The sequence below is a fragment of the Rheinheimera marina genome (assembly GCF_042654345.1).
GTDB lineage: Bacteria > Pseudomonadota > Gammaproteobacteria > Enterobacterales > Alteromonadaceae > Pararheinheimera > Pararheinheimera marina.
On the sequence record NZ_JBHSGB010000006.1, the window covers coordinates 328717 to 342850 of the forward strand.

A 14134-nucleotide genomic window follows, 5' to 3' on the forward strand; every position below is an offset into this window, starting at 1 on the left:
CCTTAGTTAAAATCCAGTTGTATTGTTGCTAATTGCTTTAATTGATGCAACAAAGCGTCTGTGGGTGTCACCCACCATTCGGTCCCCAGTGCCAGCATGACTTCGCCTTCTTCGCGCTGATAAAGCAGCCGAACCGGCACTGTGCCTTGTTTAAATTCTGTCATCGCCTGCTGCAACCGCGGCAGATAATCCGCCTGCATTTGTTGGCTTTTTACGGTTAAGGTCACGGATTTTAAGCACTTTTCTCTCGCGGCTATAATGTCCGTCACTTCGCGGCCGGTCATTGTAAGGCCACCACTGAAATCATCAAAGCTGACCTGTCCCGACACCACCAAAATTTTGTCTTTTTGCAGCAGATGCTCAAAAGTTTCGAACGGTTCGGGGAAAAAGCGTACATCTAAACGCGCCGATTTGTCATCCAAAGTGACAATGGCCCAGCGCCGGCCCTTTTTATTGATCATGCTGCGCACTGACAACACCAGACCTGCAGCATGCACCGTCTGGTCACGCCGGGTCGGTTGCATGTCAACCAAACGGCCCGAGGCGTAATGCGGCAGTTCTGCCAGATATCTGTTGATCGGGTGGCCGGTTAAATACAGACCCAGGGTTTCCCGCTCCCCCTCCAGCCAGACTTCATCCGGCCAGACCGGTACCTGTTTAAAGGCCGCCGCCGAGTTTTCCGGCTCTGGCGCCATTAAGCCAAACAAATCCGCCTGCCCTACCGCTTCGGCTTTGGCTTGTTGTTCAGCGCCACGCATCGCTTCTTCCAACGTGGCCATCATGGCCGCCCGATGTGGCCCTAATTTATCCATAGCACCAGATAAAATCAGCTTTTCAATCACACGGCGGTTTAAGCGTTTTAAATCAACTTTGTTACAGAAATCGAACAGATCAGCAAATTTTCCATGCTGTTGCCGCGCTTCCAGTATGGCGTCGACCGGGCCTTCACCCACACCTTTAATGGCGCCGATACCATACACAATGTGGCCGAGTTCATTCACGGTAAATTTATACAGGCCGGAGTTCACGTCTGGCGGGATCAGTTTGAGCTGCATGCGCTCACATTCATCTACCAGGGTCACAATTTTGTCGGTGTTGTCCATATCGGCCGACATCACCGCCGCCATAAATTCGGCCGGGTAATGCGCTTTCATCCACAGCGTCTGGTAGGACACCAGGGCATAAGCGGCGGAGTGCGATTTGTTAAAACCGTAACCGGCGAATTTCTCTACCAGGTCGAAGATTTTCATTGCCAGCTCAGCGTCGACACCATTTTTTACCGCGCCGTCGCGGAAAGTGTCCCGTTGCTTCGCCATTTCCTCAGGTTTCTTTTTACCCATAGCGCGGCGTAACAAGTCGGCGCCGCCCAGTGAGTAGCCAGACAACACCTGAGCAATCTGCATTACCTGCTCCTGATACAGGATAATGCCGTAGGTTGGTTCCAACGTGGCTTTGAGTGACTCATGCTGCCAGGTGGCATCCGGGTAGGAGATTTCTTCACGGCCGCGTTTACGGTCAATAAAGTTATCCACCATGCCCGACTGCAACGGGCCTGGCCGAAACAGTGCCACCAGGGCTATCATATCCTCGAAGCAGTCTGGCTGCAGACGGCGGATCAGGTCTTTCATACCACGCGATTCCAGCTGGAACACCGCCGTGGTATCCGCCTTCATCAGCACGTTGTAGCTTTTTTTGTCGTCCAGCGGAATGCTGTTAATGTCGACCAGCGGCTTGCCTTCCCGGGTCAGCCGCTCGTTGGCCATATTGACGGCCCACTGCAGAATAGTCAGGGTACGCAGGCCGAGGAAGTCGAACTTGACCAGACCGGCGTATTCAACGTCGTTTTTATCAAACTGGGTGACAGGGTTTTTGCCTTCGTCGTCACAATACACTGGCGCGAAATCAGTGATTTTAGTGGGCGCTATCACCACACCACCGGCGTGTTTCCCGGCGTTACGGGTTACCCCTTCCAGCTGCCGCGCCATATCAATCAGATCTTTGACTTCGCTATCAGAGTCGTACAACTCAGGCAGGCGCGGCTCTTCGGCAAAAGCCTGCTCCAGCGTCATGCCCGGTGTTGGCGGCACCAGTTTGGAAATCCGGTCAACAAAACCATAAGGATGGCCCAGCACCCGGCCGACGTCGCGGATCACCGCTTTGGCCGCCATGGTACCGAAGGTAATAATTTGCGACACCGCTTCGCGGCCATACATGTCGGCCACGTGTTCAATCACTTCGTCGCGTCTGTCCATACAGAAGTCGACGTCAAAGTCGGGCATCGACACCCGCTCAGGGTTCAGGAAACGTTCGAACAGCAGGTCAAATTCCAGCGGGTCCAGGTCGGTAATTTTCAGTGCATACGCCACCAGCGAGCCGGCACCCGAGCCCCGGCCAGGACCTACCGGAATATCGTTGTCTTTACTCCACTGGATAAACTCCATCACCACCAGGAAGTAACCAGGAAACCCCATCTGGTTAATTACGTCGAGCTCAATTTGCAAACGCTCATCGTATTCGCCGCGCCGCTCTGCCCGCACCGCCGCGTCGGGAAATAACTGTACCAAGCGTTCTTCCAAACCTTCACGCGATTTCATCACCAGGAAATCGGCGTCAGACATACCGCCGGTTGGGAAAGCCGGTAAAAAGTACTCGCCAAGCCGGATGGTCACGTTACAGCGTTTGGCAATTTCCACTGAGTTTTGCAGCGCTTCAGGAATATCGGCAAACAGCTGCTGCATTTCTTCTGCTGAGCGTAAGTACTGCTGCTCACTGTAGTTTTTTGGCCGCCGTGAATCTTCCAGCGTGTAGCCGTCGTGAATGGCCACCCGGATTTCATGCGCCGGGAAATCCTCTGCCGTTAGCAGAACAACCTCGTTGGTGGCCACCACTGGCAACTGCTCGCGTTCAGCCAGCTCCACCGCCATTTGAATATAGGTTTCCTCATCCGCCCGACCAGTCCGGATTAATTCGAGGAAAAAGCGGTTGGGAAAATGCTGCCGATAAAACTGCACCAGGGTGTCGGTGGACTGCGCGTTGCCTTTAAGCAGCGCTTTGCCGAGCGGGCCGTCTTTACCACCGGACAGCACAATCAGGCCCGGGCTGTATTTTTCCAGCCAGTCGTGTTCAATTTGTGGCCGCCCCTGCACATGACCGCGCAAATACGCATCCGACAATAACAAGGTCAGGTTGGCGTAACCTTCGTTGGTGGCAGCAAGCACCAATAACCGGCAGGATTCGTTCGGGAATAACGGATGCAGTACCCAGAAATCTGCCCCAATCAGCGGCTTAATACCAGCGTCATGGGCTGTGCTGTAAAAACGTACCAGGCCGCACATGTTCATCTGGTCGGTCAGCGCCAAGGCCGGCATGCCAAGCTTTTTCGCCGCGCCGACTATAGGTTTGATCTTTTTGATGCCATCGACCATCGAAAAATCGCTGTGCACCCGTAAGTGAATAAATCCCGGTTCAGCCATGGTGCGCCTCCAGTACGTCCCGCACTGGTTTAAAACTACGTCTGTGTTCGCTGATCACGCCATGCTGGCGAATAGCAGCCAGGTGCTCGGCCGTCGGGTAGCCTTTATGACCGGCAAACCCATACTGCGGGTAAAGCTCAGCCAGCTGCGCCATTTCGCTGTCGCGGGCCACTTTGGCCAGAATTGAGGCTGCGCTGATTTCCGGCACCAACGCATCGCCTTTCACCACTGGACTGGCAGGCATCAATAAACCTGGTGGTATCCTGTTGCCATCCACCAGCACCCATTCCGGCTGTATACTCAGACCTTCCACCGCGCGGCGCATCGCCAGCATAGTGGCATGCAGAATATTCAGGCTGTCGATTTCATCCACTTCGGCACGGCCTAAGCTCCAGCACAGCGCTTTGGCTTTAATTTCATCGACCAGCAACAGGCGCTTTTTTTCACTGAGTTTTTTCGAGTCGGTAAGACCAACAATGGGCTGGTTCGGGTCCAGGATCACCGCGGCTGTCACCACAGCGCCCACTAAAGGGCCACGGCCAACTTCATCGACCCCGGCAATCAGGCTGACTGGCGGCCTTTGGTACAATTCGCTCATGGCTGACGCTCCAACACGGCAGCAATGGCTTTGGCCGCCTGGGCACTGGCATCACAGCGAATGCTCTGGTGCAGCTCAGTGAAGCGCTGTAACAGCGCGGCGCGCTGCTCCCCTTGCAATAAAGGCTGCATAGCGGTGACCAGGTGGTCGACCTGCACCTGCTCTTGCAGCAGCTCAGGCACCAAAGGCTGGTCAGATAATAAATTCGGCAGGCTGAAAAATTTCAGTTTGACCAGACGTTTGGCGATTTGATGAGTCAGCCAGTTCAGTTTGTAACCGACCACCATCGCGGTTTTAGCCAGCATCGCTTCCAGGGTAGCCGTGCCAGACGCAATAAACACAGCGTCTGCGGCGGTCAGCACCAGCCGGGCTTTACCCACTTCCAGCTGCAGCTCCAGCTCTGGCGCGACCTGGGCTTTAATAGCGCGGAACAGCCCGGCTTTTTGCTCAGTGACCATATTACAGACCAGCTGAAGTTCAGGCTGCTGTTGTTTGAGCTTCGCAGCTGCCTGCAGAAAATCGGCCGCCAATAGTTTAATTTCATTGCCCCGGCTGCCTGGCATTAACGCCAGTACCGGCTGGTCTGGCAGCAGGCCCAGTTCGGTTTTGGCAGCGGCTTTGTCAGGTTCGACCGGCATCTGGTCGGCCAGAGTGTGGCCAACAAAAGCGCAAGGCACCTGATGTTGGTCGTAAAAGGCTTTTTCAAAAGGCAACAGCGCCAGCACCAGATCGGTAGCTTTGGCGATTTTAAAAATACGTTTTTGCCGCCAGGCCCAGACCGATGGGCTGACATAATGCACTGTGTTAAAACCGGCCTGTTTCAGTTTCAGTTCAACCGGTATATTAAAGTCCGGCGCGTCGATACCAATAAATAAGTCTGGCTGCGCTGAAGTCAGGCGTTGCAGCAACTCTTTACGAACCTGCAGTAAACGCGGCAACCGCCCCAGTACTTCCACTAGCCCCATCACGGCCAGCTCTTCCATATCGAACCAGGCTTCAAAGCCCTGCGCTTTCATACGAGGGCCACCAATGCCAAAAAATTCGGCCTGCGGATACAGCTGTTTGAGTGCCCGGATTAAATCGGCACCCAGGATGTCACCTGAGTGCTCGCCAGCGACCAGCGCAATACGCCGTGCTGTTGTCTGTGGAAAAGAAGTCTGTTCTGTCATGCGCTTGTCTGAGAGGGCAGTCTTGGCTGCCTGAGTTGATCCTGATGCAAACTATCCTACCCTGATGCACGGTGAAGGCGCCAGAGATTAAAAAGCCGGAGCAAGTCCGGCTTTTTCTGCGAGTGCGGCTTAGCGAATAATACCGCGGCTGGAATTGGCAATAAAATCGGTGAACAACTTCACCTCAGCAAATTCTGCTGCTTTGTCTGCCAACACTTCCAGCGCTTCCTGCACTGTTAAGCCTTTGCGGTACACTTCTTTGTAGGCACGGCGTACTTCCAGAATGGCGTCAGCGCTGAAACCACGACGTTTCAGACCTTCAACATTCAAACCAGCCGGCACAGCGTGTGAGCCATGCGCCATCAGATAAGGTGGTACGTCTTTGACCACAATAGAGCCACCGCCGATAAAGCTGTGAGCACCAATATGGCAAAACTGGTGGATACCGCTCATGCCGCCCAGAATCACCCAGTCGCCAACATGCACGTGACCAGCCGCCTGCGCCCCGCTGGCGAAAATGACGTTGTCGCCAATCACACAGTCGTGTGCCACATGGGTATTGTTCATAAACAGATTGTGGGAGCCAATGCGGGTGACGCCCTGATCCTGCACTGTGCCACGGTGCACTGTGCAGTTTTCACGAAACACGTTATTGTCGCCAATGACCAGCTCTGTGGCCTCACCTTTATATTTTTTGTCCTGGCAGTCTTCACCAATGCTGGTGAACTGATAGAAGTGGTTCGCCTTGCCAATTTTGGTTGGCCCCTTGAGCACCACGTGGGATTCCAGCACTGTGTCATCACCAATTTCAACATTGGCACCAATCAGACAAAAGGGCCCGATTTTGACGTTTTGCCCCAAACGGGCTGAGGCATCAATCACGGCGGTTGGATGGATCATATTAAAGCTCTCTTCGGGCACACATCAGTTCAGCAGTACAAACAACCTGACCGTCCACTTTGGCCTCACCATAAAACTTCCATAAATTGCGGCGTTCTTTTAAAAACTTCACTTCCAGGATCATCTGGTCGCCTGGCGTGACCGGCTTTTTAAAGCGGGCTTCGTCAATGGCGGCAAACAGATATAACTCGTTTTCAGCCCGTTCACTGACAGTTTTAAACCCCAGAATACCAGTGGCTTGCGCTAGTGCTTCCAGAATTAACACGCCTGGGAAAATCGGCATGCCAGGGAAATGCCCGGTAAAAATAGGCTCATTAATGGTGACGTTTTTGACTGCCGTTAAGGATTCGCCCGGCGTGTAGTCCAGGACCCGATCAATCAATAAGAATGGGTAACGGTGCGGCAGTAAAGCCATGATCTCCTGGATTTCCAGGCTGTTAAGTTGGTTTGCCAAAATGAACCTCTTGTCTAGTTATTCGTCCTGAGGCGGAGCAGAACTCAGTCGTTGAACCTGTTGTTCCAGTTCCCGCAGCTTCTGATACATCTGATCCAGCTGGCGGAAACGAACACTGTTCTTACGCCATTCCAGATTGCTGCTGGCCGGAGTCCCTGAGGAGTAGATACCTTTTTCGGTAATGGATTTAATAATCATCGACATACCAGTGATTTGTACGCCATCACAGATGTCCATATGACCATTAATAGCACAGGCCCCGCCGATAATGCAGTAACGCCCTATTTTAGTGCTACCGGCCACCACAGTACAGCCTGCAATTGCCGTATGATCACCAATCTGCACGTTATGGGCAATTTGAACCTGGTTATCCAGTATCACATTTTGGCCAATCACTGTGTTTTCCAGCGCGCCACGGTCTATGGTGGTGTTGGCGCCGATTTCACAGTCATCACCAATCAGCACAGTGCCGGTCTGAGGTATTTTCACCCAGCGGCCCCGTTCATTGGCAAAACCAAAACCATCAGCGCCTATCACAGCGCCGCTGTGCACCAGGCAGTTTTTGCCCAGTTGAACCCGATGGTAAAGCGTGACATTGGGCCAGATTTTACAACCAGCACCAATCACCGCGCCTTCACCGATAAAGCAACCGGCGCCAATCTGCACGTTCTCACCAATCACAGCACCTGCGGCAATCACCACATTGGCACCAATCTGAACGGAGTCAGGCACTAAGGCGGAGGGGTCAATCTGAATGTTGGCAGCGCGACCTTGAGCTGCAGCCGGGGTTGAATCAAGCCACTGCGCAATGCGGGCAAAAGCCACATAAGGGTCTTTCACCACCAGTGCATTGACCGGGCAGAATTCCCGATCCTCGTCTTTAATCAGGACAGCTCCCGCAGTCGTCGTCTGCAGAAACTTGCGGTATTTGCTATTGGATAAAAAACTAATTTGGCCAGAAGTGGCTTCTTCTAATGTGCCAACGGCACTTATCAGTGCCGTTGCATCCCCATGTAGCTGAGCACCTAAGCGCTCAGCCAGTTCAGCCAGGGTAAAAGCTGTCATTATTTCGCTTTGCTCACCTGGTCGATCACCGCTTTAGAGATGTCGAATTCAGGCTTCACATGAACAGCCGCCTGAGAACTTAAAATCAGGTCGTAACCGTCTTTGGCAGCGATACCGTCAATGGCGTTTTTCACCAGGCCCATCAGCTTGTTACGCTCTTCGCCCTGACGACGACGGTAATCTTCATCCAGTGGGCGAGCCATTTGCTCGTAACTCTTCATTTGCTTTTCCATTTCAGCCTGCAGCGTTTTCTTCTGCTGGTCATTCATGGTGGCACCATCACGCTTCAGCTTTTCCTGATTAAACGCAATGTCTTTTTCCAGCTTCTGTACGTCAGCGATACGGCCTTCGAATTCAGCTTTCAGGGTGTTTTGGATTGTGGTGGTTTGTGGCAGACCAGACAGAATTGACTGTACATCAACTACACCAATTTTCATTTCTTTCGCCGCCGCTGTACCGGCCATCATTAAACCAGCCAGCAACACTACTGCAGTTTTGGCAACGCTTTGCTTAAACATCTTGTTTCTTTTCCCTTCAAAATTTTTAGAATGTTGTACCAATATTGAAACTAAAGTTTTCTTGATCGTCACCGTCGTACTTTTTAATGATTTTCGCCAGACTGAAGGTCAGCGGCCCCATTGGTGAAATCCATTGTAAAGATACACCAGCCGTAGCACGAATTAAACTAGGATCTGAGTAATCCAGCAGCTGTGGTGAGTAGGTTGATGTCGCGTAACGGCTTAAACCAATGTAGCGGTCCATATCGAATTCAGTGTCCCACACGTTACCTGCATCAACGAACAGACTGGTACGGATTTGATTGATGTATTCGTCACTGACAAAAGGTGTTGGCGTGATCAATTCCAACGTCGCTACAGCCATGGCGTTACCGCCCATGGAACGGGTCGATACATAGTAACTGTCTAACGACGGATCTGTAGGTAAACCTGAACTGCTGCCACCAATGTTTGGTAACCCTGGTACTGAGTTCACCACGCGGTAAATCGCATGAGGACCGATGATACGGGCTTCAAAACCACGTAAGTTCTGACCACCGGCGTAGAAGTTATCGGTAAACGGCAGCGTGTAATCGTAACCGTCTTTGTCGCCATAACCATTACCATAACCCAGTTCCAGCTTACTCAAGAAAGACCAGCGGTGGTCATTGCTAAGCGGGATGTACTTGCGGGCTTCAAAAGTAGTTTTGTAGTACTGCAAGTCTGAATTCGGTGTAGTGACCCGACCTGTTAACACCATTTCATGACCGGCTGTCGGGAATAAACCGCGGTTCAGCGTACTCTGCACCCAAGAGGCAATCAGCTCGTAGTTGGTGAACTTGAAGCCACCATCCGGATCGGCTTTATCTAACAACACAGCGCGGAAATGACGGTACTGGTCCACTTCTGTCAGTGAATTAATTTCGTTCACTGCGTAGTTGGTACCGAAATTCAGTCGGTTGTATTCGTTGATCGGGTAACCAATGCTGGCACCGAAACCATAACGTTTCTGCTTATAGGCTTCCAGGTTGGATGACAGGCTGGTGTAGTCTGTATCTGAATAGAACACCTGACCACCTAAGCTGACACCATCCAGCGTAAAGTATGGGTCTGTCACGGACAGACTGACTTGCTTGTTGTATCTGTTGGTACTCAAATTGATACCGGCGGAGTTACCAGTACCAAAGAAGTTCTGTTGTTCCACACCAATCTGGAATGACAAGCCCTGGAAATCACCGTAGGCAATACCGGCGTTAAAGCTGCCTGCTGGCTGCTCTTTCACTGTGTATTTCACATCGACGCCATCGTCTACACCAGCCACAGGGGTGGTTTCAAAATCGACTTTTTCAATGTAAGGCAAACGTTGAATACGTTCTTTTGACAATTCCAGTGCATCGTTGGATAACCAGGCACCTTCCATCTGACGCATCTCACGGCGCATCACTTCGTCTTTGGTGGTGACGTTACCCGCCACGTTAATACGGCGCACATAAACACGTTTACCCGGGTCCACACTGATGGTCAGTGCCACTTCTTTGGTATCGTCGTTAATGGTTGGAATAGTGCGGACTTTCGAATTGGCGTAACCAAAGCGGGCCAATAACTTGGCAATGCTTTCTTCGGTGTAAGTCACCAGAGCACCGTTATACAGCTGACCGGCCTTTAACGGTACCAGCGCTTTAATAAAGTCATCCTGGCCAATTAAGTCACCGACAAAATCGACGCCTGTGATGGTGTATTTCTCACCTTCAGTGACGTTTAACGTCACATAAACGGATTCTTTGTTGGTGCTGACCGACACCTGGTTGGCGTCGATGTTAAAACGCAAATAACCACGGTCTAAGTAGTAACTGCGGATTTTTTCAAAGTCGCCCTGCAGCGTTTGCTTCTGGTAGCGGTCTGACGACAGAAAGCGCCACCAGGGCAAGTCATACATGGACTCAATGTTGTTCAACAGTTCCTGGTCGCTGAATACTTCGTTGCCGACTATGTTGATCTGACGAACAGAAGCAGCGTCACCTTCTTCAAACTCAATCTTCAGGTTGACCCGGTTGCGCGGTAAATAGGTGACGTTCATCTTCACTGTGGCATTGTATTTACCCACGCCGTGATAAAACTCGGTCAGACCGTTTTCAACTTCTTTGATGATGGTTTTGTCGAGCGGTTCACCGACCACTATTTTCTGGCCTGTCAGGCTTTCGGTCAGTTGCTCTTCTTTGATGTCTTTGTTGCCATCAAACTCGATTTTGTTGATGGTTGGACGCTCTTTCAGCCGGTAAATCACCGTATTGCCGTCACGATAAACCTGAATATCATCGAAGTGACCAGCGGCATACAGCGTTTTGATACTACGGGATAACGTCGCTTCGGTGACTGTGTCACCAATGTTAAACGGCAAATTATTCAGTGCCGCCCCTAAAGCGACCCGTTGCAAACCTTCCACCTGAATGTCTTGCACGGTAAATGATTGTTCAGCGAGCACCGAGTTACTTAAGCCAGCAAGTAACATCGCAGCTACTAATCGTTTAATTGTCATTGTTTAGGACTACTTTTTGATTAGTTATTTACAAACGAGAAATATCGTTGAGCAGCGCAATTCCCATTAACGTCAGCAGTAACAGGCTTCCAATCCGGAAACCCAGTTCCTGCGCTCTCTCAGAGACAGGTTTACCCCGTATAAGTTCCAGCACAAGATACATTAAATGGCCGCCATCCAAAATAGGCAGGGGCAGTAAATTTATCACACCGAGGTTTACGCTGATCATCGCAAGAAAAGACAAAAACGCAATGAAACCAATATCGGCGCTGCTGCCCGCCCCTTGTGCTATCGAGATTGGGCCACTTAAATGTTTGACAGAAATGTCACCAAAGATAAATTTTCCCAGCATTGAAACAGTCAACCGGGTCAACTGCCAGGTCTTCTCCATGCCCACCCAGATAGCCTCCAACGGGCCATACTGTTGGGTAAACTGCATATGCTCCGGCCACGGCATTACTGTTGGGCTGACGCCTAAAAAGCCCTGATGAAAACCATCGGCGGTTTCGCGGCTTTGCGGCGTCACGTCCAGCGTCAGATGGTCGCCATCGCGCTCTAAGGTAAATTTAAGTAATTTTTCCGGGCTGTTCTGTACCAGCTGCACCATGGACTGCCAACTGGTCACCACATCGCCGTTAATAGCCACTATGGTATCGCCCACTTGTAAACCAGCCAGCTCAGCCGCAGACCCGGCTTCGACCCCACTGATTTTAGTCAGCACTTCGGGGCGTAAGGGTTCAATACCTAAGCTACCGAACACACTTTGTGTGTCCGGGTCAAAGGTCCAGCGGGTTAAATCCAACTGCACGCTTTGCTGCTGCCCTTGTTCGGTCTGTACTGTCAGTTCAGCACTTGGTTTGCCAACCTGTTCAACCAGCAGCAGGCTGACAGCACGCCAGTCTTCGGCTTTTTCACCGTTGACCGCCAGGATTTGTGATTTTGCCGGCACCGCAGCAACGGCCGCCACAGAGCCTGGCTGTACCTGACCAATCACAGGGCGAATGTTGGGCACACCAATCAGGTACATCAGCCAGAGCAAAGCAATGGCAAACAAAAAGTTCGCCACCGGGCCGGCGGCAATAATCGCCATCCGTTGCCACACCGTTTTGCTGTTAAAGGTTAAATCGTGAAACTGCGGCAATACCGGATCGGTACGCTCATCCAGCATGCGGACATAACCGCCCAACGGAATGGCCGCTATCACATATTCAGTGCCCTGACGATCACGCCAGCTGTACAGCGCTTTGCCAAAACCAATGGAGAACCGTTTGACCAGTACACCGTTTTTACGGGCAACCCAGAAATGGCCAAACTCATGCACAGTGACAAGCAGGCCAATGGCGACCACAAAACTCAACAAGTTCCACAACAAATCAGACATCAGTGCATCTCTTTGATTTTCTGGAGTACAAAAGCACGGGCTTCACTGTCCAGCTGCAAAATATGCTCAAGGCTGCTGGCTTTGACCGCAGCAAAGTGGTCCAGTGCCAGCGCATTAAAGCGGGCTATATCGGTAAAACGAATTTGCTCTGCCAGAAAGGCCGCAACGCTGACTTCATTGGCAGCATTCAGCGCTGTGGTGGCGCCCTGCCCTAAAGCACAGGCTTGTTTGGCCAGATAAAGGCATGGGTAACGTTCAGCACAAGGCTTGGCGAAACTGAATTCAGTCAACGCAAAAAAATCCAGTGGTTTGACATTGGTGCTGATGCGCTGTGGAAATGCCAGCGCATGGGCAATAGGCGTGCGCATGTCCGGTTGACCTAACTGGGCCAGCACAGAGCCGTCGGCGTATTGCACCATGGAGTGGATAATACTTTGCGGGTGGATCACCACCTGAATGTCGTCAGGCCGGCAATTAAATAACCAACGTGCCTCAATAAACTCCAGGCCTTTGTTCATCATGGTGGCGCTGTCGACCGAAATCTTCTGGCCCATCACCCAGTTTGGGTGTGCCACCGCCTGCGCCGGAGTAATGCGCTCAAAATCAGCCAAATCTTTACGTAAAAACGGACCACCACTGCCGGTCAGCAGCAATTTACTGATTCCATAGTCAGCCAGTTGCTGATTGGCGGTGTCCTGCTGCAGCGCAGAAGGCAGACACTGAAAAATAGCGTTGTGTTCGCTGTCGATTGGCAGCAAAGTGGCGCCATGCTGTTTCACTTTCTGGATAAACAGCTCACCTGTCATCACCAGTGCTTCTTTGTTGGCCAGTAACACAGTTTTGCCCTGCTCTACCGCAGCTAAGGTTGGCAATAAGCCGGCCGCACCGACTATAGCAGCCATCACAATGTCAACGTCTGGGTGAGCAGCCAGTTCTGCCAAGGCGGCAGTACCGCTGAGGACTTCAGTCGCAAGGCCTGCATCCGACACCGCTTGCTTCAGTAAAACAGCTGCGTCGGCATCAGTCATCACTGCATAAGCAGGTTGAAACTGCCGGATTTGCTCCAGCAGTTTCTGCCAGTTTTGTGCTGCGGTTAACGCGAACACCTGGTACTGCTCAGGGTATCCGGCCAGCACATCCAGGGTGTTGCAACCTATTGAGCCCGTCGCGCCTAAAATCAGCACTGAGCGCATCAGGCAAAACCTCCCAGCAGCGCCAGCAATAAGGCATAAAGTGGTGCTGTGGCGGTCAGGCTGTCAATACGGTCCAGAATACCGCCGTGGCCCGGAAAGATGCTGCCGCTGTCTTTCAGACCCGCAACCCGTTTAAACATACTTTCAGACAGATCACCAAATACGGACAGTAAGGTCAGCAGCAGCGCGGCCAGGTACCAGGTCAGCGTCTGCTCTGGCCAGCCAAGATACGCCGACACCGCCGTTACCAAGAGTAGAACCATGGCAAAACCACCGGCCATACCTTCCAACGTTTTACCCGGACTGACGGCAGGCAGCAACTTGCGTTTACCAAAAGGCTTGCCCACCAGATAACCGCCAATGTCTGCGGCCCAGACAATACCCAGCAACAGGAAGATTAACCAGGCGCCTGTGTAGCTGTCCTGATGGTAATTGACGGAACGAACCAGCAGCACGGCCGTCCAGGCTGGCACCAGAGTGAACCAGCCCATCAGGGCACGGCGCAGATGGCCTTGGCTCCAGCTGGCGCTGCTTTTTGGAAAGCTAAGCACCAACAACACGGCCACCAGCCACCAGAGCACGCCCAAACCCAGCATCAGGTTACTTAAATCATCCATCTGTACTGGCCAGTACGGCGTATCAGGCAAAGCGATATAAAGCCCCAACAGACTCAGGCCAATCAGGCTGCAGTAAAGCAGCTGACTGCTCAGCTTGCGGTAACCACAAAACAGGCTCCATTCCCAGGCACCAATCAGGAAGGCGGCGGAAATAAAGATGGCAAAATAAGGCAAAGGCAAAAAGAATACGGCACATAGCGCTAAAGGCGCCAGGACCAGGGCTGTGATCACTCGTTGCTTAAACAAAGTTG

General features: G+C 52.0%; 11 protein-coding genes. All 11 read right to left on the minus strand.

The window, feature by feature from the left end:
• Positions 1 to 2 precede the first annotated feature (2 nt).
• Positions 3 to 3473, minus strand: a complete 3471-nt coding sequence (dnaE, locus tag ACFO3I_RS07550; protein ID WP_377333013.1) for a DNA polymerase III subunit alpha — start codon at positions 3471 to 3473, stop codon at positions 3 to 5.
• The gene (gene rnhB, locus ACFO3I_RS07555) at positions 3466 to 4071 is read right to left on the minus strand and encodes a ribonuclease HII (RefSeq protein ID WP_377333015.1); all 606 of its coding nucleotides are present in this window, start codon (positions 4069 to 4071) and stop codon (positions 3466 to 3468) included. The genes dnaE and rnhB overlap by 8 nt, the downstream gene beginning before the upstream one ends.
• Complete coding sequence (lpxB, locus tag ACFO3I_RS07560) at positions 4068 to 5240, minus strand: lipid-A-disaccharide synthase (protein ID WP_377333017.1); 1173 nt, start codon at positions 5238 to 5240, stop codon at positions 4068 to 4070. Before lpxB ends, rnhB begins: the two co-directional genes overlap by 4 nt.
• Before the next feature lie 129 nt (positions 5241 to 5369).
• On the minus strand, positions 5370 to 6140 hold the full coding sequence (lpxA, locus tag ACFO3I_RS07565; protein WP_377333019.1) for an acyl-ACP--UDP-N-acetylglucosamine O-acyltransferase: 771 nt from the start codon (positions 6138 to 6140) through the stop codon (positions 5370 to 5372).
• Position 6141: 1 nt separating this feature from the next.
• Positions 6142 to 6594, minus strand: a complete 453-nt coding sequence (fabZ, locus tag ACFO3I_RS07570; protein ID WP_337840658.1) for a 3-hydroxyacyl-ACP dehydratase FabZ — start codon at positions 6592 to 6594, stop codon at positions 6142 to 6144.
• Positions 6595 to 6612: 18 nt separating this feature from the next.
• Entirely contained in the window at positions 6613 to 7659 is a 1047-nt protein-coding gene (gene lpxD / locus ACFO3I_RS07575) for a UDP-3-O-(3-hydroxymyristoyl)glucosamine N-acyltransferase (RefSeq protein WP_377333020.1), read from the minus strand.
• Complete coding sequence (locus tag ACFO3I_RS07580) at positions 7659 to 8177, minus strand: OmpH/Skp family outer membrane protein (RefSeq protein WP_377333022.1); 519 nt, start codon at positions 8175 to 8177, stop codon at positions 7659 to 7661. The genes lpxD and ACFO3I_RS07580 overlap by 1 nt, the downstream gene beginning before the upstream one ends.
• Positions 8178 to 8202: 25 nt before the next feature.
• The gene (gene bamA, locus ACFO3I_RS07585) at positions 8203 to 10692 is read right to left on the minus strand and encodes an outer membrane protein assembly factor BamA (RefSeq protein WP_377333024.1); all 2490 of its coding nucleotides are present in this window, start codon (positions 10690 to 10692) and stop codon (positions 8203 to 8205) included.
• 28 nt (positions 10693 to 10720) lie between these two features.
• Positions 10721 to 12073, minus strand: a complete 1353-nt coding sequence (gene rseP / locus ACFO3I_RS07590; RefSeq protein WP_377333025.1) for a sigma E protease regulator RseP — start codon at positions 12071 to 12073, stop codon at positions 10721 to 10723.
• The gene (gene ispC / locus ACFO3I_RS07595; RefSeq protein WP_377333026.1) at positions 12073 to 13266 is read right to left on the minus strand and encodes a 1-deoxy-D-xylulose-5-phosphate reductoisomerase; all 1194 of its coding nucleotides are present in this window, start codon (positions 13264 to 13266) and stop codon (positions 12073 to 12075) included. The genes rseP and ispC overlap by 1 nt, the downstream gene beginning before the upstream one ends.
• Positions 13266 to 14129: a phosphatidate cytidylyltransferase gene (locus ACFO3I_RS07600; protein ID WP_377333027.1), complete on the minus strand. Its 864-nt coding sequence runs from the start codon at positions 14127 to 14129 to the stop codon at positions 13266 to 13268. The genes ispC and ACFO3I_RS07600 overlap by 1 nt, the downstream gene beginning before the upstream one ends.
• Positions 14130 to 14134: the final 5 nt, after the last annotated feature.